Here is a 19,225-nt window from a genome sequence, read left to right on the forward strand (position 1 = left end):
AATTATTTCCGCCAACAAACAAGTACGTTTTGATTCCCCGACACTTAGCGGACGAGTGAGGCGACGGCTTCGGTGAGCGCCGCCGCCGCGTTCCGAACGTCGGCGGTCCGCACGTACTCGCGTTCTGCGTGTGCGACCGCACCGACTTCGTCCGCGAGAACGCCGGGGCCGAAGACGACGACCGGTGCCGGCGAGAAGTAGGAGGCTTCAGTCGCCGCGGTGAACGGTCGAATCGCCCCGTTTCCACCAGCATTCTTCGACGCGTCGGCGACCGTCGTCACGAGTTCGTGGTCGGGGTCGGTCGCGAACGCTTCGAGGAAGGGTGTCGGACGCTCGGTAAGGGAGAACTCGACGTCGACGTCGTCAGGTACGGCGGCTTCGAGCGCGGCTTCGAGCGTCGAGCGAAAGTCGTCTGCCGTCTCGGGCGGGACGCTCCGACGGTCGACAACCAGTTCGCACTCCGCCGGGACTTGATTGGAGTTGGCTCCGCCGTCGACCAGCGTCGGCGTCAACGTCGCCGCACCGAGGTCCGGGTGGGCGCCCCTATCGTCGTCGAACGACCGAATCGCGTCGAGCACGGGCGCGAGTGCGTCGATTGCGTTGACGCCGGAATCCGGCTCTGCCGCGTGGGCCGCGACGCCGCGGAGCGTGATTGTCCCTTCGAAGCGACCCTTGGCCGCCGTGCACACGTCGAGGTCCGTCGGCTCGCCGACGATGTACAGGTCGCCGTCGAGGTCGAGGGCGTCAGCGCCGGTCGAAAGCACCTCCTCGTCGGGCGTGACCGCGAGCGTGACCCGAGTCTCCGGACCGGGGTCGGCAGCGAAAAACGCCGCGAGCAACGCTGCAAGCGGTCCCTTCGCGTCGCAGGACCCACGGCCGTGGATGACGCCGTCCTCGCGTTTGTAGGGCACGTGCGGTGAGACAGTGTCGATGTGCGTGTTCAGAACGAGATGTCGCTCCGGGTCGGTTGCGCCCTTCGACGCGAGGGTGTTGCCCGCATCGTCCACAGTGGCTTCGACGCCGTTGGCTTCGAGCGTCTCGACGAGGAACGCCCGCATCTCGCTCACGTCGTCGTTCGACGCGATGGGAACGGCTTGTTCGAGGAACGCGACGGGGTCGAACCCCTCGCCGCTCATCGCTGGCGGAAGACGACGTCCGCCTCGCCGTCGCCCTCGTGGACGGCCGGGCCGCCCAGCAGTGCGGTCCCTTCGTCGGGGACCGTTACGGAGAGTTCGCCACCCGGGGGCGACACCGACACCGGGGCGTCGCCCTCGACGAGTCCGAGGCGCTTGGCGACGGCGACGACCGCGACAGCGCCGGTTCCGCAGGACTGCGTTTCACCTTCGACACCGCGTTCGAAGGTCCGTTGCCGGAAGCCACCGTCGCCGTCCGGGGACGCGATGGTGACGTTCGCTCCCTCGGGGAACAGCGGTGCGTGCCGAATCGACGGGGCGACCGATTCGAGGTCGACGTCGTCAACGTCGTCGACGATTGCGACCGCGTGCGGAACGCCGGTGTTGACGGCCGTGACCGTCAGGTCGCCGACCTCGGCCTCGACGAGTTCCTCGCCGCTGTCGAGCGGGACATCTCGCGGCGCGAACGACGGGACACCCATCTCGACGGAGACGTAGTCGTCTTCGACGGTTGCGCGCCGAGTCCCTGCGGGTGTGTCTATCATGACCTCAGTCGTCTCGGCGCGCTCGGCGGCCCACGCGGCAGCGACGCGAGCGCCGTTGCCGCACATCGCGGCGACGGAGCCGTCTGGCTGGACGAGAGTCATCACGACCCGCGGCGGGTCGTAGCGGTCTTCGAGGGCGAGAAACAGGACGCCGTCAGCGCCGCGGCGGTCGCTCTCGGTGAGCGAGACGCCTGCCTCTCGGTCACAGTGCGTTCGTGCGAATTCTGGTCGGTCGGGTACCGGGTCTTCGGCGTCGACGACGACGAAGTCGTTTCCGGTGCCGTGGAACTTTTCGAATGGGACGGTGTTGAGTGCGCTCATAGTTGTGTGTGCTTGGTCAGTTGGGGATGGTTTCTGAAGCGGTGCGTTCGAGGAGGGTCACGTCGTCGAGCGTTTCGCGGCGGCGGGCGACGCGGGTGTCGCTGCCGTCGAGGACGACTTCTGCGGGTCGCGGGCGGGAGTTGTAGGTACTCGCCATCTCGTAGCCGTACGCCCCCGCGTTTCCGATTGCGAGGACGTCGCCGCGCTCGGACCGGGCGAGCGAGCGGCCGTCTGCGAACACGTCGCTCGTCTCGCAGACGGGGCCGGAGACGATGGTCGGAACCGCCTCGGCGTCGGGCCGAGAGAGGTTCGAAATCGCGTGGTACGCGTCGTACATCGCCGGTCGGAGCAAAGTCGTCATACCAGCGTCGATGCCGACGACGGTCGTCTCGGGCGTCTCCTTCACGGTGTTGACCCGCGAGAGAAGTACGCCAGCGTCGGCGACGACGTACCGGCCGGGTTCGATGGCCAGTCGGGCGTCGGTCTCACCGAGTGCCTCGCGGGTGGCGTCGGCGACGGCATCGAGGTCGAGCGGCGGTTCGTCGTCGCGGTAGGGGACGCCGAAGCCGCCGCCCACGTCCACGAATTCGAGGTCTCCGACCTCGCGGGCGAGGTCGCCCATGCGGCGGACCAGTTCGCGGTGCGCCGAGAGGTCGTCGCCCGAGATACCGCTGCCCGCGTGGGCGTGGACGCCGACGAGGTCGAACTCGTCGCGCACGTCGTCGGCGATGTCCGGCACGCGGTCGATTGGGATGCCGAACTTCGCGTGGCCGCCGGTCGTGACCTTCTCGTGGTGGCCCGCGCCGACGCCGGGGTTCGCGCGAAGGCAGAGCCGTCCGTCGAAGCCGCGTTCTCGGAGACGGTCGATAGTGTCCGCCGCGCCGACCGTGACGGTCATCTCGGGGTTTTCTTCCCAGCGCGAGATGACGTGGTCGAGGTCGGCCGCTGGCGGGTTGACCGCGGTGTATCGGATGCGGTCGCCGGGGAATCCGGCGTCGAGGGCGCGTTCGACCTCGCCCGCAGCGGCGCATTCGGCGTCGATGCCGGTCTCACGGACGGCTTCGAGGACGGCGCGCCCGGTGTGCGCCTTGACGGCGTAGCTAACGTGGGCGTCGGGGAACGCCGAGTGGAGACGAGAACAGTTCTCGCGGACGCGCTGGAGGTCCGTCACGTACAGCGGCGAGCCGAACTCGTCGGCGAGCGACAGGAGGTGCTCGCGGTCCCAGTCGGCCAGTCGCCGAACGGCCGGGCCTCCATCGCTCATTCGCGGAGTGCCTCCTCCCGACGGGTCGCATCGAGGGTGTCGTCTTCGATGTCGAGGGCGACGACCGCGGGCTTGTACGCGCCACCGGCGAACAGGTCGTGGTCGCCGAGCGAGGACTCCACGAAGCGGGTGAACGCCCGGCGGTTCGCGGGCAGGTGGCCGTAGTAAATCTCCTCGTCGACGAGGTCGTAGACGGGGATACGCGGCGTGAGAAGCGTGTTCTCGCCGACGATGGAGTTCTCGCCGACGACGAAGCCCGAGGTGACGCGACAGCCAGCGCCGAGTGCGGCCCCGTCTTCGACGACGACCGGGGCGTCCTCGACGGGTTCGAGGACACCGCCGATGAGGGTGTTCGCGCCAAGCTTGACGTCCGCGCCGATTTGGGCGCAGGAACCGACGGTGTCACAGGAGTCGACGAGCGTGCCGTCGCCGACGGACGCGCCGATGTTGACGAACGAGGGACTCATCATGATGCAGTCGGAGCCGAGGTGCGCCCCGCGGCGGATGACAGTCCCGTCGGGCGTGTTGCGGGTGCCGCGCTCGCCGAGGTCGTCGGTGTCGCGGAGGGGAAGCACGTCGTGGTAGCGCACGTCGCCGTACTCGCGCGCCAGGGTCTCGCGCAGACCGAAGTTGAGGAGGATACCGCGCTTGACCCACTCGTTTGCTTCCCACGAGGTCACGTCGGGGCCGGTCTTCTCGGCCGCGCGAACCTCGCCCGCTTCGAGGGCGTCGAGGAACGCGTCTAACTGGTCGAGTTCGTCGACGGTCGCCGACTCGGCGTCGAGGTCGCCGTCGTCGTATCGCTGCCACAGTTCTCGTACGTCGGATTCCAGGCTCATTCGAGTACCTCGGTGAAGTCGTACCACCCGGCGTCGCGGCCCGAGAGCCACGCCGCGGCGTCCAGCGCGCCGGCGGCGAAGACACCTCGCGACCCCGCGCGGTGTGTGAGTGATAGTGACTCGTGATTTCCAGCCAGTAATACCTCGTGCTCACCGGCAATATCCCCCGCCCGGCGAGCGTGGACGCCGACCTCCCCTTCGGTTCGGGGTGCCTCGCCCTCGCGCCCGTGGACGCGCTCGGCCGCACCGCGCACGTCGTCGATATCTTCGAGGATGGTGAGTGCGGTCCCGCTCGGGGCGTCGCGCTTGGCGTTGTGGTGCGTTTCGGTCAGTTCGATGTCGTAGCCATCCAGTGCGGGGACGGCCTCGCGGACGGCCCGGCGGAGCGCCGCGATGCCGCGCGAGAAGTTCGAGGCGTAGAGGACGGGCACGTCCGCCGCAACCTCGCGGAGAGCGTCGAACCCGTCGTCGCCGAGGCCGGTCGTCCCGGAGACGACGGCGACACCCGCTTCGGCGCAGGCGGCCGCGTACTCGATACAGGATTCCGGTCCCGTGAAGTCCACGAGCACGTCCGGGTCGCGTTCCGCGAGGAGTTCCGGGAGGTCGGCGGCGGCTTCGACCGCGACCCCTTCGACCGTCTCACCGGCCGAGCGACTGACCGCGAGAACGACGTCCACGTCGTCGCGGTCGGCGGCGGCCGCGAGGACCTCGCCGCCCATCCTGCCGGTGGCACCGGTGACTGCGACGCGGACCGTCACGCCGTATTCCCTCCGTCTGCGACTGCCTCTTCGGTGGCGAGGTCGTCGAGGATGCGTCGCATCTCGTCGGCGTTCTCCTCCGTGAGTCGGGTCAGCGGCGGGCGGAGCGTCGCCGGACCGTAGCCCCGAATTTCCATGGCTTCCTTGACCGGGATGGGGTTCGTCTCGACGAAGAGGTGGCGGCACAGCGGCCCGAGTTCGTGGTGGAGGTCGCGGGCGCGTTCGTAGTCGCCTTGCAGCGCCGAGTGAACCATCGCGCCCGTGCGCGCCGGTTCGATGTTGGCGACGACCGAGATGGTGCCGACGCCTCCGACAGAGAGCACCGGCAGGGTGAGCCCGTCGTCGCCCGAGAGGACGGCGAAGTCCTCGTCGCGGGTGTACTCGACGACCTGCGAAATCTGCCCGAGGTCGCCGCTCGCGGCCTTGTATCCGGCGATGTTCGGGTGCTCGGCGAGCGTCGCCGCCGTCTCGGGCGAGATGTTGCTCCCGGTTCGACTGGGGACGTTGTAGACGATTTGCGGAACGTCGACCTCGTCGGCGATGGTCTCGTAATGTTCGACGAGTCCCGCCTGTTCGGGCTTGTTGTAGTACGGCGAGATGAGAAGGAGTGCGTCGGCGCCGGCGTCGGCAGAGCGTTGTGAGAGTTCGAGGGCCTCGTGGGTCGAGTTCGACCCGGACCCGGCGATGACCGGCACGTCCTCGACGGCCTCGACGACAGCTTCCACGACTTCGATGTGTTCGTCGTGGGTCAGGGTCGCCGATTCACCGGTCGAACCGACCGGGACGAGACCGTCCACGCCTGCCGATTCGAGGCGTCGAACGTCGGATTGGAGTTGGTCGAAGTCGATACTGCCGTCCTCGTGGAACGGTGTCGTCATCGCGGGATAGACGCCGCGCAAGTCGAATGTTGTCATGGGTCGTGGGTTGATGTGGCGTGATGTGTGGTGCTGTGGAACTGGTCGTGTGACCAACAGTGCGTCAGTCGAAGGCCACCCGAAACGGGGTCGCTACCCCCGCGACGAGCGATTCAAAAGACGCGTTTTTTCGAAAAGAAAGCGGCACGCGACGCTGTCGACCGTGTAGTGGTCGCCCAGTACTGCGTCGCGCTGTTCACACCAGTAGGAGGCACTGGAGACATAATATAGCTTGTGTCGCCTGCAGGACCTGCCACCGATAGGCGTCGACTCTCATACCTGCTCGTCTTCGCTTCGGATGCGACCATACTCGCGTTTCGGATGCTCCCGCGCTCTGCGTTTCGGATGGTGCTATAGCACCTCGTTCGCTGCCCGTGCCCCCACGGTTAATATCCGGCGGCGTGCAACCGACGGACAATGACAGAGATTCACCCCGACCAACGCGTCGCGATTCTCGCCGACGCGCAGAACCTCTACCATACTGCTCAGAGTCTCTACTCTCGAAATATCGACTACTCCTCGCTGCTGGAGAAGGGGACCGCGGGACGAGCGCTCACGCGCGCAATCGCGTACGTCATCCGTGCGGACTCTCCCGACGAAGAGCGCTTTTTCGACGCGCTCGTCGATATCGGCTTCGAGACGAAGATAAAGGACATCAAGACCTTCGGCGACGGGTCGAAGAAAGCCGACTGGGACCTCGGCATCGCCCTCGACGCCGTCAGTCTGGCGAACCACGTCGATACCGTCGTTCTCTGTTCGGGCGACGGCGACTTCGAACGTCTCTGTACGCACCTGCGTCACGAGGGCGTCCGCGTCGAGGTGATGTCGTTCAAAGAATCGACTGCCGAAGAGCTCGTCGACGCGTCAGACGCGTTTATCGACCTTTCCGAGCGAAAAGAGACGTTTCTTCTGTAGCTATTCGAACTCGGGGATTACCGAGTCGCCGTCGATGTCAGGCCCCGACGCGCCGGACTGGTGCGCTTTGAAGAACGCCACGGCGTAGGTGGACAGGAACGTCGTGACGAACATCTGCACCGCGAGCGAGATTGCCGAGAGCGCCGCAATTTCGGGAATCGAGAAGCCGGCACCTGCCTGCATCGTCGCTGGTGCTGCTGTACTGCCAGCCTGCTGCATCTGTTGGACGTTCTGAATCGACCGGAAGATGATGAACCCGAAGATGGGAGCCATGGCGATGAGGTTCGCAACGAGGACGATGACCGAGTAGCCGAGCGTCGGGACGATGTTCGACCGGACGAGTCGATAGCTCTGTTTGAACGACTCGATAGCGTCGGCGTCGTTGACGACGACGGCGACCGGGAAGAACTGAATCAGGAACAAGACGATGATGTACGCGAGAACGATGAGCGCGCCAACGCCCAGCAGGCTCAACACTCCAACACCCATCGCGGGTCCACCGCCGGCGGTAGCTGCACTGAGACCGATGGCGAAGACACCCACGACTCCCAAGATACCGAGGGCGATACCGAAGGGAATCATGATGCCGAGTGCGACGATTTTCGCCAGCAAGAAGGGGACGTACTTCTCACGACCGGCGGCTGTCAGCGTCGAGAGCGACGTTCGACTCCTCTCTCCGGTGGCTTCGTCGGCCATGGCGTAGAGCCCGGCCGCGAAGAACGGCATGACGAAGAACGTCACAACTTGGAGTCCGAACGGGAGGAGTGGTATCTGTGCTAACTGCGTCGCGAGTTGGGGCAGCGCGATAAGTCCGAGAATGAGTCCACCGAGGAACAAGACCGGATTTCGCCTGAGTCCGTGGAGGGCTGTTTTGAGGGAACTGATGGCGGCCATACGACTCAGGTGTGTAAGTGGACATATGTAAATTGGACGGATTTTCACGCAATCGAAAGAGAACGGTGTGTCGCGCAGCGTGGGACGCGACGAGAGGAGCGCGAGTGACGTCAGGCCGTCGGCTCGGCCACACGGAGCACCGCCGCAATCGCACCGAGTGTCGCGAGGGCGGCGAGAAGGACCGGCAGACGGCTGTCGATGGCCGTCTGCATGAGGAGCGCGCTACTGACGAGGAGGAGCGCAGTCCCAGCACCGGCCAGTCGAATATCCGCAGTCATACTCCGACGGGGGTCGTTCCGGCATTTAGGACTTTCTGTCGAGACTGTGCGTGCTAGCGGAGCACAAGGTCGCGGACGGGGACCGCGAGCCACTTTACGCGGCAGGAAATAGGAGGGGTATGAGCGATTCCGACGCGGCCGACCTGAAGGACCTTCGGGTCGTCGCCGACTACCAGTTCGGGGCCGGTGCGGGCGACGCGCTGTTCCCCACCGACGCGGAGATAACCATCTCTCGCTCGCGCAGCGGGCGTCCGCGACAAGTGTCTGTCGAGGGCGAGCGCGTCGTCACCTACGGAACAGACGGCCGATTCACACTCGGCGTCGCCGGCGGGCGGCGACTCCGCGACAGCCTCGGCGACGCTGTCTATCGGGTGCAGGTCGGCGACGAGTCGATTCCGTTCGTCAGCGACGGGAAGAACGCCTTCGCGAAGTTCGTCACCGACGTGGACCCGGACGTTCGCTCCGGCGACGAGGTGTCTATCGTCGGTCCCGACGGCGAACTCCTCGGCGTCGGCCGTGCCGAACTCTCGGCGGATGCGATGCTCGACTTCCAGACCGGCATGGCGGTTCGCGTCCGCGAGGGCGTCGGCGACGTCGAATAACGGCCGAGAAAACGAGAACGAGACGGAGTTTACAGGTACGGTGCGAGGCCGAGCGCAGAGACCAGCGGGACGCCCGCCAGCACCGACCCGACGAGGTAGCCACCGATAGCGCCGCCGTTGAGTAGCGGGAGTCCGGCGTGCGCACGACCCTTCATCACGGCCCACATCAGTCCAGCGAACCCGAGGAACGTCCCGACCATCGCGAGGAGCGCCGGGAGGTTGAGCGCCGGAAGCACAGCGACGCCCAGCGACGACGCCTCGGAGAAGAACGCCGCGGACGCGACCATCACGGTCGGCATGACGGCGTCGCCGAGACCGATGAAGAACGCGTCGCGGTCGGCGGGGTCGGCGTGGTCAGAATCGTCGTCTGGGTCGGCGGGGTCGGCGTGGTCGGAGTCCCCATCAGGCGAGGGTTCGCTCTCCTCGTCGCCGATATCGTTCGCGTCGCTCGCGAAATCGTCGTCGAGAAGCGAGTACGAGAGCGTCGTCGGGATGACCAACACGACCGGAATACGGAGGTCCATGACGCCCTCCGCGAGGTCGAGCATGTGTTTGGTCTTGTAGACGCTGATGGCGTCGTAGATGGCGAGCACCGACAGGAGGACGAGCGCCGGTAAGAGTCCGAAACTGATACCGAAGAGGCCAGCAGCGCCTGCACCCATGAGCGCTCCAGCGGCGTCGATGACGTACCACTCGGGATAGACGAGGAGGGCGAGCGCAACCGCCGCGGAGAGACCGACGGCCACGAGTTCGATGGGGATGACGGCGGCGAAGACGTACCACGAGAGGACGCCGCTCGTAAAGACGATGATGAGTCGGACGACCTTGTCGAGGTCGTATTTGAACGCCGCGAGCATGAACGCCGTCATGCCGATGATGGCACCGATGTAGAGGAGGCTGTTCGTCGGGTCCGTCGGGTCTTCGACCGTTTGGTAGCCCTGTTCGTAGAACGTGGGGACGAGGGCGAGCGCCCCGACCTGCACGACGAGGAAGATGAGGGCGGCGAGGGCGACACCCCAGTAGGCGCGACGTGTCATGGGCGGGCGTTCCCACCCGAGGGCTATGGGGGTTGCGCTCTGTCGTCGCCTTGGGGGTTGCGCTCTGTCGTCGCCCGGTGCGGAGAAATCGAACCGCCCGTCAGCGGGCGTACAGCTTGTTCCCGACGAGTCGCGCCGGGTTGTCGTCGTCCGCCGTGATGGCGACGTAGGGGCGCTCGACGGGGCCGAACACGTCCACGATGCGGCCGACCGTCGAGAGCGATTCGTCGACGACCATCGTCCCGATGTCCGGGTGGTCGTCGTCGTCGAGGCGAACGATAGCGAGTCCCTGTGCCGTCCGCGACACGGTGCCGATGCGGCGCATCAGTCGCGGAGGATGCCGACGTAGGCGGCGACCGCCTGCACGATGTCGTTTTTCGTGGCGTCGTCAGCGTTGTTCACGAGGACGCGGCCACGCGTCTCGAACTCGCGGGAGTAGCGTTTGTCGCGTTCGATAACCGCGTCGTAGCCGACCTGCTGGACGGCCTTCGCAATCTCGTCCACGGTCGGGTCTTCGACCGCGGCCGACTCGGCGACCCGCCGACCCTCGCTGCGCGAGAGAGAGGCGTCGAGGTAAGCGGGGTAGATGACGTTCTCGACCATACCCCTGTGTCTGCCACCCGACGGTAATACGGTTGTGGTCTCTCGGACGCATCGAACTCGGCGCGAATCGTGTTGGAGAAACATTATTATCACGATAGGTGTACCCGAAACGGGAATGAACGTCATTGGGTACGTTGGGTTCGTCGCCGTCTCGGTCGGTATCGCCGCCTCAGTGCGGTGGGTCGACCCACCGGCACTGTCGCATCTGTCTCGACGAATCGGGTTGGCCAGTCGGAAAGGGTGGGCAATTGCACTCGTCGCCCTGCTGTGGGTATTCCTCCCCATCCTCGCCGGGGCAGCCATCAGCGAAGCGCTCGCGTGGGTGTTCGGGGGAGCAGTCGCGTGTGCTGGATTCTATCTCGCCACGGTTGCGGTGAGTTCGTGGGACGAGTATCGACTCCTCGAACGCGTCCCCTACGTCTCGCCCGAAGAGGTTCGCACGAGCGGACCGAACCCACTCGTCGCGACTGCGGGCGTGCCGACGCCGCTGACGAACGAACAGATAACCGAGTTTCAGACGCCGTTTACCGGCCGTCCCGCAGTCCACACGAGGTGGCTGATTCAGCGCCGAGAGACACTGGGCTTCCGCGACGTCTGGCGGAACAGTTTCGAGGGGACCCGAAGCGCCGAGTTCGAACTCGGGGGCGGCGTCGTTCGGGTCACGCCGGGCCGACACCGAGTGTTCAACACGAGAGAACACACGTTTACCGTCGACCTCGACGGGCACGTGCCCGAACCGGCGGCGACGTATCTCGAAGCGCACCCTGAACTCCCGTCGCCGGGGTCGTCGGACGACACGCTCAGAATCGTCGAGGAGTACGTCCCGTCCGACGAAGTCGTCACTGTCGTCGGCTCCGTGGTGCAGTCGGACGACCCCGACGTCGCCAGAATCGACAGCGCGCCAGTCGATGCGCTGCTTGGGACCCACGGCGATAACTCCCAACGGGCAGATGGGAAGCCCGAAGCAGTCTTGATTCGCGGGAATCCCGACGAAGCGAGAACCGCACTGCACCAGCGCGTCTACTGGCTCGGTCGGCTCGGTATCGCGCTGATTCTCGTCGGACAGTTCGTGTCGTTTTGGTTCTCGTCGGCCAGCCTCGTGCTCCTCGTCGAGGACATCGTGGTCCTGTTCGTGGAGTTCGTCTCCGCGGTGATGGACCTCCTCCCGCTGGTCTGAGCCGACGTAGAAAAAGACAAAACGACGATACCGGTGCCGATACCGAGATGCCGTCAGTTACGCGCGACGGGCGAGCAGTGCTGCGCCGGCGAGCGCGACGAGACTCACGACAGCGCCGAATCCGGGGGCGCTGGTTTCAGTCGTTTGCTCGGACGTTGCGGTCGTTTCGGGTGCGTCCGTGGCGGTCGTCTCGGTCGCAGTCTGCGGTTCTTCGGTCGCAGTCGCGGCCGACTCGTTTTCGAGTTCCAGATAGCGCTCGTAGGCGTCGGGGTGGACGGCCTTCATGATGGCCTCACTTGCCTCGATAGCGCGCGGGGCGGGCTGCTGGAGTTTGTTCGCCTCGACCACGATGACGTTTCCTTCCTTCACTGCAGTGGTGCTGTTGTACGCCGGGCTGCTCGGATGTGGGGCGTGCGAAGGAATGACGATGTACTCGGGATTCATCTTGACGACCGCCTCGTCGTTAATCTGCGCGAAGCCGGTGAGGTTGGCCTCGGCAGCCCCGTTTCGGAGCCCGCCAGTGACCATCACGTCGGAGATGAAGGTGTTCGCACCGGAGGTGTAGCCGAAGAAGGAGTTGAGTCCGACCGGGCGCTCGGCGTCTTCGAGCGCGCGCTCCATGTTCTCGATGGAGGTGCGCATCTCGTCGGCGCGCGTCTCACCGGCTTCACAGTTGCCGGTCATCGTCCCGATTCGTTCGGTCTTGTTCACCACGTCGTCGAGGGAGTTCCCCGTCTCGAAGACGACGACAGAAAGTCCCGCATCGCGGAGTTGTCGAACTCGGTCTGGCTCGGCCGTGTACGACGAGTTCGGAACGAGGACGAGGTCGGGTTCGAGTCCGATGACGGCCTCGACGTTCAGGCCGCCGGACCCGGAGACGTTGGCCTTCTCGCTCGCGCCGTCGAGGTACATCGCGTACTGCGAGACGCCGACGACTTCCGCTTTCGCGCCGATTTCCCACATCGTCTGGGCGGCGCTCGGGTTCGTCGTGACGACGCGCTCGGGGTCTTCGGAGATGGTGACTTCGGTTCCCGTGGCGTCTGTCACCGTCATCGGGAACGTACACTGTTCGGCGTGGTCTGCTGCCGCGACGGGTGCCGGAACACCGGCGAACACAGTCGCGAGAACTAGCAGTGCGACGAAGATACGCTGAATCACGTTCGTGGCCTCGGCGATACCCCAATATATATTTACCTAATGCAAGCGAGATTGTGTTAGATGAACGTTCGAACACGGGCGACCACGTGGGCGCTCGGTCTCTCTGTCCTCTTGGCGTTCGTCGTGGTCGTGAGCGCGGGCATCGGCCACGTCTCGATACCGCCGCGGACCGTGGCGCGCATCCTTCTCGATGCGCTCTCCGTCCCGGTCGGCGTCTCGCTCGGCGGGGGCATGTCTCTCCCGCTCGTGGGGACGGTGCCGACGCCGAGTCTCTCGTTCGCCTCCCCGTTTCACTTCTCCGTGCCGGACACTGCACGTATCATCGTGCTCTCGGTGCGACTGCCGCGCATCCTCCTCGCGTCGCTCGTGGGGTTCGCGCTGGCGACTGCCGGCGTCGTGATGCAGGGATTCTTCCGAAATCCCATGGCCGACCCGTCTATCATCGGCGTCTCCTCCGGCGCGGCCGTCGGCGCTGTCGCGACGATTGCACTCTCGCTTTCGGTTCCGTTCGGTCTCCACGGGGCCGCGTTCGCGTCAGCAGTCATCACCGCGTTCGTGGTCTACCTACTCGCAACTGAGAACGGTCGGACGCCGGTTGCGACCCTCCTGCTCGCTGGCGTGGCGGTTCAGACGTTCCTCGGCGCGGTCATCTCGTTTCTGCTCTTGCAGGCAGGCGAGAGCCTCCGACAGGTCGTCTTCTGGCTGATGGGCCATCTCGCGGGCGCGACGTGGGACGAAGTCGCACTGCTCGCGCTCGTGCTTCCGATTCCGGTTGGCATCCTCCTCGCGTACGCTCGGGACCTGAACGTCCTCTTGCTCGGCGAGGACGACGCGCAGTCGCTCGGCATCGAAGTAGAGCGAACCAAGCGTCTCCTGCTCGCGACGGCGAGTGTCGTCACCGCGGCGGCCGTCTCCGTCTCCGGCGTTATCGGATTCGTCGGGCTGGTCGTCCCGCACATGCTCCGGCTGGTCGTCGGCCCAGACCACCGGGTTCTCCTCCCGGCGTCGGCACTGGCCGGCGCGTCGTTTCTCGTCGTCACCGACACCATCGCCCGAAACGGTGCGGCGGAGATACCCGTCGGCGTCGTGACCGCGGCGCTCGGCGCGCCCTTCTTCCTGTATCTCCTCCGAACCCGGGAGGTGCATTCGCCGTGAGCGACCCCTTTGCCATCTCCACGTCGGAAGAGCCCTTCGAGACGAATCCCGCAATTTCACTCGACGACGTGGCAGTCTCGCTCGGCGGACACACTATCCTCGACGGTCTCTCTGTGGACGTCGATTCGGGGACGTTCGTCGGGCTCATCGGCCCGAACGGGGCCGGGAAGACGACGCTCCTGCGGACGCTCAACGGGGCGCTCTCACCCGACCGGGGGACGGTCCACGTCGCGGGCGAGGACGTTCACACCCTCTCGTCGAAAGCGGCGAGTAGACTCGTCGCGACGGTTCCACAGACGACACAGGTCTCGTTCGACTTCCCGGTTCGAGAGGTCGTACGGATGGGGCGAACCCCCCACCGTGGCCGGTTCGACGGGTGGAGCGACGCCGACGAGCAGGCTGTCGATGCGGCGATGGAGCGGACGACTGTCACGGACCTCGCCGAGCGCTCCGTCACGGAAGTGAGCGGCGGCGAGCGCCAGCGCGTCCTCATCGCCCGGGCCATCGCACAGGAGACGCCCGTCCTCCTCCTCGACGAACCGACCGCCAGCCTCGACATCAACCACCAGGTTCGGACGCTCGAACTCGTCAGCGACCTCGTCGGCGACGGGACGACCGCCGTCGCGGCGATTCACGACCTCAACCTCGCGGCGCACTACTGCGACGCGCTCGTGCTCCTCTCGGAGGGGCGGGTTCTCGCCGCTGGCGACCCCACCGCTGTCCTCACCGAGTCGAATCTCAAGTCCGCGTTCGACGCCGAAGCCGTAGTGTCCCGCCACCCAGTCACCGGGTCGGTGTACGTCACGGCGCTCCCCACCCCCTCCGACGACGCGAGCGGGCGCGTTCACGTCGTCGGCGGAGGTGGAACCGGTGCGCGAGCACTCCACGTGCTTTCCGCCGCCGGGTACGCCCTCTCTGCGGGTGCGCTCAACGAGGGCGACACCGACGCCGAAGCGGCCCGCCGTGTTGGTGCGGACCTCGTGACGGTTCCGCCGTACGCCCCGGTCGACGACGCAGCACAGTCCGCGGTCGAGTCGCGGGTCGAAGCCGCCGACGTGACTGTCGTCGCCGACGTGGAAATCGGCGACGGGAACCTCGCGAACTTGGAAGCGGCGCTCGCCGCGGAGTATCTCGTCCTCGTCGAGGAACGGTCCTTCTCGGAGCGAAACTACGCAGGTGACGATGGCCGCGCTATCTACGAGCGACTCAAAGCGCGTGCACGGGTCGTCGAACCAAGTGAACTCCTCTCCGTAGTCGGCGAGTTAGCGTGCGAGTCGTTCGGTGACTCGACCGACAGCGAGGACGCGGCCAGTGACGGCGACCCGACCGCCGAAGTCGAGGGGGCGGCTGCCGAATCCAACGGCTCGGTTATCGAGTCCAACGATTCGACTGCCAAACCCAGCGGGCCGGCACAGTCGAACCACTCGTAGTCGCTTCGGCCGGCAGTCTTCGCGCGGCGGCAGTGGTCCGATTAGGAGAATTTTAAGCGCGAGAATACGGTCACTATGGGAGACATATTGAAGCCGCGAGCGCGCGTCTAGTAGGCTGATTTCTGGAGGAACAGATGAAACTCGCACTCATCGGCGTCGGACAGGCAGGCGGCAAAGTCGTCGACGCCCTCGTCCAATACGACCGGCTGACGCAGACCGACTTCACCGTCGACGCGCTCGCCGTCAACACCGCCCGTGCCGACCTGATGGGCCTGAAACACGTGCCGAAGTCGCGGCAGGTACTCATCGGGCTTTCGCGCGTCAAAGGCCACGGCGTCGGTGCCGACAACGACCTCGGTGCAGAGGTGACCGCCGAAGACGTCGGCGAGGTCCTTTCGGTCATCGACGATATGGCAGTCCACGAAGTCGATGCCTTCCTCATCGTCGCGGGGTTAGGCGGTGGCACCGGGTCCGGTGGCGCGCCGGTGCTCGCCCACGAACTCGGGCATCTCTACACCGAACCAGTCTACGGGCTGGGCATCCTCCCGGCGAAAGACGAAGGCGGAATCTACACGCTCAACGCCGCGCGGTCGCTCCAGACGTTCGTCCGCGAAGTGGACAACCTGATTCTCTTCGACAACGAGGCGTGGCGCAACAGCGGCGAGTCCGTCGAATCCGGCTACGAGTCCATCAACACCGAAATCGCGCGCCGACTCGGCGTCCTCTTCGGAGCCGGGGAGACCGACGGGTCCGGGGCCGTGGCCGAATCGGTCGTCGACGCATCGGAGATAATCAACACCCTCGGCTCCGGCGGTATCTCCACCATTGGGTACGCTTCGGTCGAACTCGACCGACCGAAGCGCGGACTCCTGTCACGACTCGGCGGGAGCGCCGCCACGGAAGACGATGGCGACGCGATGAACCGACTCACCAGCCTCGTCAGGCGCGCCGCACTCGGCCGACTCACGCTCCCGTGTGAGATTGGCGGGACCGAGCGCGGCCTCGTCGTCTTCGCCGGTCCACAAGACGTGCTCTCTCGGCGCGGAATCGAGCGAGGGAGGGCCTGGCTCGAAGACGAGACTGGAACGATGGAGATTCGGGGTGGCGACTACCCAGTCGAGTCCAACTTCGTCGCCGCGGTGGTGTTGCTCTCGGGCGTCTACGACGTGCCTCGGGTCAAAGAACTGCAAGCGGTCGCAATCGAAGCCCAGAAAGACATGTTAGCCAAGCGCGAGTCGAGTTCGACGGCGCTCGACGACCTCCTGGCCGACAGTGGCTCGGACTCGCTTGAGTCGCTGTTCTGAGACGGGGAAACGTCATAGTCTGTGGGTGCGAACTGTCGAACGATGGCCGAGTACCCGCTCAAGCAACGATTCGTGCTCGATACCTCGCTGTTTCTGTCAGAGGAGATTCGAGACGAGGACGAGACGTTCGAAGAGGGTGTCGAACGCCTGCTCGACACGATTGCCGCCGCGCGTCTCGACTTGAACATCTCCTGTTACATGCCGCCGTCAATCGCGTCCGAATTAGAGCACATCCTCCGTGACCGCGGCGTCTCGGAGGACGTCCTCGGCAAACTCGACACGTGGGTCATTAAGAAACACCCCGACCGCTACGAGGTGTACATCCCCGCGGAAATCGTCTACCGATTCATCGACGAGATGTCCGACCGGGTCAATCGCGGGCTTCGCGTCTCCGAGAAGGCGGTCCGAAAAGCAGAGGAGTCGAGACGGCGCTCCGATGGCGGGTCCGAGATGTCCGACGTGGACAAAGTCATCTCGGACCTCCGCGAGGACTACCGGGGCGCACTCCGCCAGGGCGTCCTCGACTCGCGCGAGGACTTCGACCTCCTCATCCTCGCCCGCGAACTGGACGCTGGCGTCGTGACCGAAGATACGGGTATCATCAGTTGGGCGGCCGATTTCGGCCTGCGGAACCTCCGCGGACGGGCGTTCCCCACGCTTCTCGACGAGTATCTCGTCGCGCTCGACGAACCGCGGCCCCAAAACCGAGACGACTACTGAGAGCAGTCTCGACTACCGCATCGCCGCGAGTTCGACGAACGAGTCGCCGACGGCTGTTATCCACGTCGTCAGGAGTTCTTCGGACGTTGCATCGGCGGGATGGATGGTACACTCGGATTCGCCGTTGTCGCCAACGACGATGTGGGCCGTGAGACGCGGGGCGGGTTCTGGGTCGCGTTCGGCCCCCGGCGTGTGTGCGGACTCGCTTCCCATCAGTCGCCTCCCAGTGCAGTGAGTTCGACCGCTTCGTCGCCGTCTAACTGCAGTATGACGGATTCGACTTTGGCTCGATACTGGTGGGTGTGTGTGCCAGTTGCTCGTAACTGGAGCGTCTCTTCGACGAGTCGGGCGTCCGTCAACCGTTCGAGTTTCCGGTACGTCGTCGACAGCGGGACATCGCAGACGGCCGAAAGCTCCTGTGCAGTCATCGGGTCGCGAGACTCCCGAAGCGTCGTGAGCATCCGACGGGACGTCCGGTCTGCGAGTGCGTCGAGGACGAGCGGTGCCAACGTCTCAGGCGGCGACGTGTCGGACGGCGTCCGTGAAAGGCCGGTCTGCATGCGCAGTCGTCTGTTTGTCCGGGGCGGCCCTCGAACTGCACCCAGAATATGGTGGGGCTATACCCCCTCAGTGGCCGCTGGGCGTCGCATGATACCACCCACAATATAAAGGCCCAGGCTATCGGGGGTGTTTATATCAGGGGCTGGAGGCGCTGTCTACAGATATGACGAGCGCAGCGGGTATCAGAGCAGAGTTGAAGGTGACAGGACCAGACGGATGTCCCGTCGCCTCCGTCTCGGAGAACGACACAAGCGGGTACGCACTGTCGCGGAGCATGTCCCCGAACGAAAACGGCGCTGTGACAGAGGAGTTCGTCTTCGACGCCAGCGAGGGAATCACCGACGACATGGAGCAACTGTTCGACTACGGTGACGGGAGCGTCTACCGATTCGAACGCGAGGGCGGTATCGGCTGCCCGTGCGAGCGCGTCGAGGCGTTCGACTGCCCGGTCGTCGACGTACAGACGCGAGACGGAGCACTCTTCTTGACGTTCCACGCGCCGGACGTCGAGACGCTCCGCGACGTGGTCGCTGCTCTCCGAGAATCGTCGGGGTCGGTCGACGTTCGCCGCCTCCTTCAGTCGTCGTCCGACGAGTCGCGCGACCTCGTGTTGGTCGAGCGCGGCCAACTCACAGACAGACAGCGCGAGGTGCTGGAGACCGCCCACGAGATGGGTTACTTCGACCACCCGCGCCGTGCCAACAAGGGAGAAGTGGCGACCGAACTCGACATCACCACGTCGACGTTCTCCGAACACCTCGCGATGGCACAGAAGAAGCTCATGGGTGCCATCCTACAGGACTGACGTGAGCACCCGCCGAATTAAGGGTGGATTCCCTCGGGTATCGCCGACGTACGACTATGCGGTGAGTGTACGATGCGCGAAATCGACGTAACCTGTCCCGAGTGTGGCGAGCGTTTCCGGGTCAATCAGCAAATGCTTCAGACCCTCCGAAAAACGGGGTGTGTGCTGTGTCAGGCTCCCATTTCGGAAGGGATGAAACAGGCCTGAGTATCTATTCGACGACGACGACGCCGACCATTCCGAGCGTCTCGTGGGGGACACAGACGTACTTGTACTCGCCCGCTTCCTCGAAGGTATACTCGAAGGTGAAGCCCTCTTCTGCGGTGAGTTCCGACTCGAACAGTCCGTTTTCGCGTTCGACGACGTTGTGGGTGCCGCCCTGGCCGGTCCACTCCCAGACGACGGTGGTTCCCGGCGACACCTTGACTGCGGCCGGGCCGAACGCGAACCCGCCGCCGTTGCCTTCAGCGCCGACGGTGACCGTTACCGAGTCCTCGCCGGTCTTGTCGTGGACGCCGTCGTAGTTGTCGGTTCGGTCGAACCAGCCGTCGAAGCTGGCTGTCTCCTGTTCTGCGGTCGGTGTCGATTCGGTCGTCGACTCGGTGTCGCCGCCGTTTTCACTCCCGCCGTCGCCTCCGGCGTCTCCACCGGAGCCTGAACAGCCAGCAAGGAGGGAAATCGTCGCGGTAGCCGCGGTCGAACGGAGGAACGTCCGTCGAGAGAACATCTCAACCATGTTGCCTTCGTAGTACGCCGGGGGACATGTCTAACCCTTCGATTCCCACGCGGTGAAAACGTGCGAAACGAGCGTA

General features: G+C 65.3%; 24 protein-coding genes. 9 read left to right on the forward strand and 15 right to left on the reverse strand.

Features of this window, described 5'->3' with window-relative positions:
• Nucleotides 1-44: 44 nt before the first annotated feature.
• From KU306_RS10215 to dapA, 6 genes are read right to left on the reverse strand one after another with little or no spacing between them, the layout of a single operon-like run.
• Nucleotides 45-1,136: a M20 family metallopeptidase gene (locus tag KU306_RS10215; protein ID WP_258301876.1), complete on the reverse strand. Its 1,092-nt coding sequence runs from the start codon at nucleotides 1,134-1,136 to the stop codon at nucleotides 45-47.
• Nucleotides 1,133-1,999, reverse strand: coding sequence for a diaminopimelate epimerase (gene dapF / locus KU306_RS10220; RefSeq protein ID WP_007539324.1), 867 nt, complete (start codon nucleotides 1,997-1,999; stop codon nucleotides 1,133-1,135). The genes KU306_RS10215 and dapF overlap by 4 nt, the downstream gene beginning before the upstream one ends.
• Before the next feature lie 16 nt (nucleotides 2,000-2,015).
• On the reverse strand, nucleotides 2,016-3,263 hold the full coding sequence (gene lysA / locus KU306_RS10225; protein WP_258301877.1) for a diaminopimelate decarboxylase: 1,248 nt from the start codon (nucleotides 3,261-3,263) through the stop codon (nucleotides 2,016-2,018).
• Nucleotides 3,260-4,102, reverse strand: coding sequence for a 2,3,4,5-tetrahydropyridine-2,6-dicarboxylate N-succinyltransferase (locus KU306_RS10230; RefSeq protein WP_258301878.1), 843 nt, complete (start codon nucleotides 4,100-4,102; stop codon nucleotides 3,260-3,262). Before KU306_RS10230 ends, lysA begins: the two co-directional genes overlap by 4 nt.
• The gene (dapB, locus tag KU306_RS10235) at nucleotides 4,099-4,860 is read right to left on the reverse strand and encodes a 4-hydroxy-tetrahydrodipicolinate reductase (RefSeq protein ID WP_258301879.1); all 762 of its coding nucleotides are present in this window, start codon (nucleotides 4,858-4,860) and stop codon (nucleotides 4,099-4,101) included. Before dapB ends, KU306_RS10230 begins: the two co-directional genes overlap by 4 nt.
• On the reverse strand, nucleotides 4,857-5,774 hold the full coding sequence (gene dapA / locus KU306_RS10240) for a 4-hydroxy-tetrahydrodipicolinate synthase (RefSeq protein WP_258301880.1): 918 nt from the start codon (nucleotides 5,772-5,774) through the stop codon (nucleotides 4,857-4,859). The genes dapB and dapA overlap by 4 nt, the downstream gene beginning before the upstream one ends.
• A gap of 417 nt (nucleotides 5,775-6,191) precedes the next feature.
• On the opposite strand from dapA, the gene KU306_RS10245 reads away from it, so the two are divergent.
• Nucleotides 6,192-6,689, forward strand: a complete 498-nt coding sequence (locus KU306_RS10245) for a LabA-like NYN domain-containing protein (protein ID WP_007539350.1) — start codon at nucleotides 6,192-6,194, stop codon at nucleotides 6,687-6,689.
• Here KU306_RS10245 and KU306_RS10250 read toward each other — a convergent pair whose 3' ends face one another.
• Nucleotides 6,690-7,583, reverse strand: coding sequence for a DUF7847 domain-containing protein (locus KU306_RS10250; protein ID WP_258301881.1), 894 nt, complete (start codon nucleotides 7,581-7,583; stop codon nucleotides 6,690-6,692).
• A 110-nt stretch (nucleotides 7,584-7,693) separates the two neighbouring features.
• Nucleotides 7,694-7,861 (reverse strand): hypothetical protein, encoded by a 168-nt coding sequence (locus tag KU306_RS10255; RefSeq protein WP_169317595.1) that lies wholly within the window; start codon nucleotides 7,859-7,861, stop codon nucleotides 7,694-7,696.
• Between the two features lie 119 nt (nucleotides 7,862-7,980).
• Here KU306_RS10255 and KU306_RS10260 point away from each other — a divergent pair, with 119 nt between their 5' ends.
• A complete protein-coding gene (locus KU306_RS10260; RefSeq protein WP_007539354.1) occupies nucleotides 7,981-8,463 on the forward strand; it encodes a PUA domain-containing protein in 483 nt (160 codons plus the stop codon).
• A 29-nt stretch (nucleotides 8,464-8,492) separates the two neighbouring features.
• Here the strand turns inward: KU306_RS10260 and KU306_RS10265 are convergent, their stop codons facing one another.
• The 3 genes from KU306_RS10265 to srp19 all read right to left on the reverse strand — a co-directional run bounded on the left by KU306_RS10265 (nucleotide 8,493) and on the right by srp19 (nucleotide 10,103).
• On the reverse strand, nucleotides 8,493-9,500 hold the full coding sequence (locus tag KU306_RS10265) for a presenilin family intramembrane aspartyl protease PSH (RefSeq protein ID WP_007539356.1): 1,008 nt from the start codon (nucleotides 9,498-9,500) through the stop codon (nucleotides 8,493-8,495).
• Nucleotides 9,501-9,600: 100 nt separating this feature from the next.
• The gene (locus KU306_RS10270) at nucleotides 9,601-9,825 is read right to left on the reverse strand and encodes an H/ACA ribonucleoprotein complex subunit GAR1 (protein WP_007539359.1); all 225 of its coding nucleotides are present in this window, start codon (nucleotides 9,823-9,825) and stop codon (nucleotides 9,601-9,603) included.
• Nucleotides 9,825-10,103, reverse strand: coding sequence for a signal recognition particle subunit SRP19 (srp19, locus tag KU306_RS10275; RefSeq protein WP_007539360.1), 279 nt, complete (start codon nucleotides 10,101-10,103; stop codon nucleotides 9,825-9,827). The genes KU306_RS10270 and srp19 overlap by 1 nt, the downstream gene beginning before the upstream one ends.
• Nucleotides 10,104-10,218: 115 nt before the next feature.
• Here srp19 and KU306_RS10280 point away from each other — a divergent pair, with 115 nt between their 5' ends.
• Complete coding sequence (locus KU306_RS10280) at nucleotides 10,219-11,280, forward strand: hypothetical protein (protein WP_258301882.1); 1,062 nt, start codon at nucleotides 10,219-10,221, stop codon at nucleotides 11,278-11,280.
• Between the two features lie 57 nt (nucleotides 11,281-11,337).
• Here the strand turns inward: KU306_RS10280 and KU306_RS10285 are convergent, their stop codons facing one another.
• Entirely contained in the window at nucleotides 11,338-12,438 is a 1,101-nt protein-coding gene (locus KU306_RS10285; protein WP_007539367.1) for a PGF-CTERM-anchored ABC transporter substrate-binding protein, read from the reverse strand.
• 60 nt (nucleotides 12,439-12,498) lie between these two features.
• On the opposite strand from KU306_RS10285, the gene btuC reads away from it, so the two are divergent.
• The 4 genes from btuC to KU306_RS10305 all read left to right on the forward strand — a co-directional run bounded on the left by btuC (nucleotide 12,499) and on the right by KU306_RS10305 (nucleotide 17,047).
• Nucleotides 12,499-13,593, forward strand: coding sequence for a vitamin B12 ABC transporter permease BtuC (gene btuC / locus KU306_RS10290; RefSeq protein ID WP_007539369.1), 1,095 nt, complete (start codon nucleotides 12,499-12,501; stop codon nucleotides 13,591-13,593).
• Complete coding sequence (locus KU306_RS10295) at nucleotides 13,590-15,023, forward strand: heme ABC transporter ATP-binding protein (protein ID WP_258301883.1); 1,434 nt, start codon at nucleotides 13,590-13,592, stop codon at nucleotides 15,021-15,023. Before btuC ends, KU306_RS10295 begins: the two co-directional genes overlap by 4 nt.
• Nucleotides 15,024-15,157: 134 nt before the next feature.
• Nucleotides 15,158-16,327: a tubulin/FtsZ family protein gene (locus KU306_RS10300; RefSeq protein WP_007539372.1), complete on the forward strand. Its 1,170-nt coding sequence runs from the start codon at nucleotides 15,158-15,160 to the stop codon at nucleotides 16,325-16,327.
• Between the two features lie 42 nt (nucleotides 16,328-16,369).
• On the forward strand, nucleotides 16,370-17,047 hold the full coding sequence (locus KU306_RS10305) for an RNA ligase partner protein (protein ID WP_007539374.1): 678 nt from the start codon (nucleotides 16,370-16,372) through the stop codon (nucleotides 17,045-17,047).
• A gap of 12 nt (nucleotides 17,048-17,059) precedes the next feature.
• Here KU306_RS10305 and KU306_RS10310 read toward each other — a convergent pair whose 3' ends face one another.
• Nucleotides 17,060-17,260: a DUF7511 domain-containing protein gene (locus KU306_RS10310; RefSeq protein ID WP_258301884.1), complete on the reverse strand. Its 201-nt coding sequence runs from the start codon at nucleotides 17,258-17,260 to the stop codon at nucleotides 17,060-17,062.
• Nucleotides 17,260-17,607 (reverse strand): ArsR/SmtB family transcription factor, encoded by a 348-nt coding sequence (locus KU306_RS10315; protein WP_258301885.1) that lies wholly within the window; start codon nucleotides 17,605-17,607, stop codon nucleotides 17,260-17,262. Before KU306_RS10315 ends, KU306_RS10310 begins: the two co-directional genes overlap by 1 nt.
• Before the next feature lie 164 nt (nucleotides 17,608-17,771).
• On the opposite strand from KU306_RS10315, the gene KU306_RS10320 reads away from it, so the two are divergent.
• Together KU306_RS10320 and KU306_RS19055 are read left to right on the forward strand one after the other, a co-directional pair.
• Complete coding sequence (locus KU306_RS10320) at nucleotides 17,772-18,413, forward strand: helix-turn-helix domain-containing protein (RefSeq protein ID WP_007539380.1); 642 nt, start codon at nucleotides 17,772-17,774, stop codon at nucleotides 18,411-18,413.
• Nucleotides 18,414-18,485: 72 nt separating this feature from the next.
• Entirely contained in the window at nucleotides 18,486-18,620 is a 135-nt protein-coding gene (locus tag KU306_RS19055) for a DUF7560 family zinc ribbon protein (protein WP_425499523.1), read from the forward strand.
• A gap of 4 nt (nucleotides 18,621-18,624) precedes the next feature.
• Here KU306_RS19055 and KU306_RS10325 read toward each other — a convergent pair whose 3' ends face one another.
• The gene (locus tag KU306_RS10325; RefSeq protein ID WP_258301886.1) at nucleotides 18,625-19,149 is read right to left on the reverse strand and encodes a halocyanin domain-containing protein; all 525 of its coding nucleotides are present in this window, start codon (nucleotides 19,147-19,149) and stop codon (nucleotides 18,625-18,627) included.
• Between the last annotated feature and the right edge of the window lie 76 nt (nucleotides 19,150-19,225).

The sequence above is a fragment of the Haloferax larsenii genome, assembly GCF_024730625.1.
GTDB lineage: Archaea > Halobacteriota > Halobacteria > Halobacteriales > Haloferacaceae > Haloferax > Haloferax larsenii.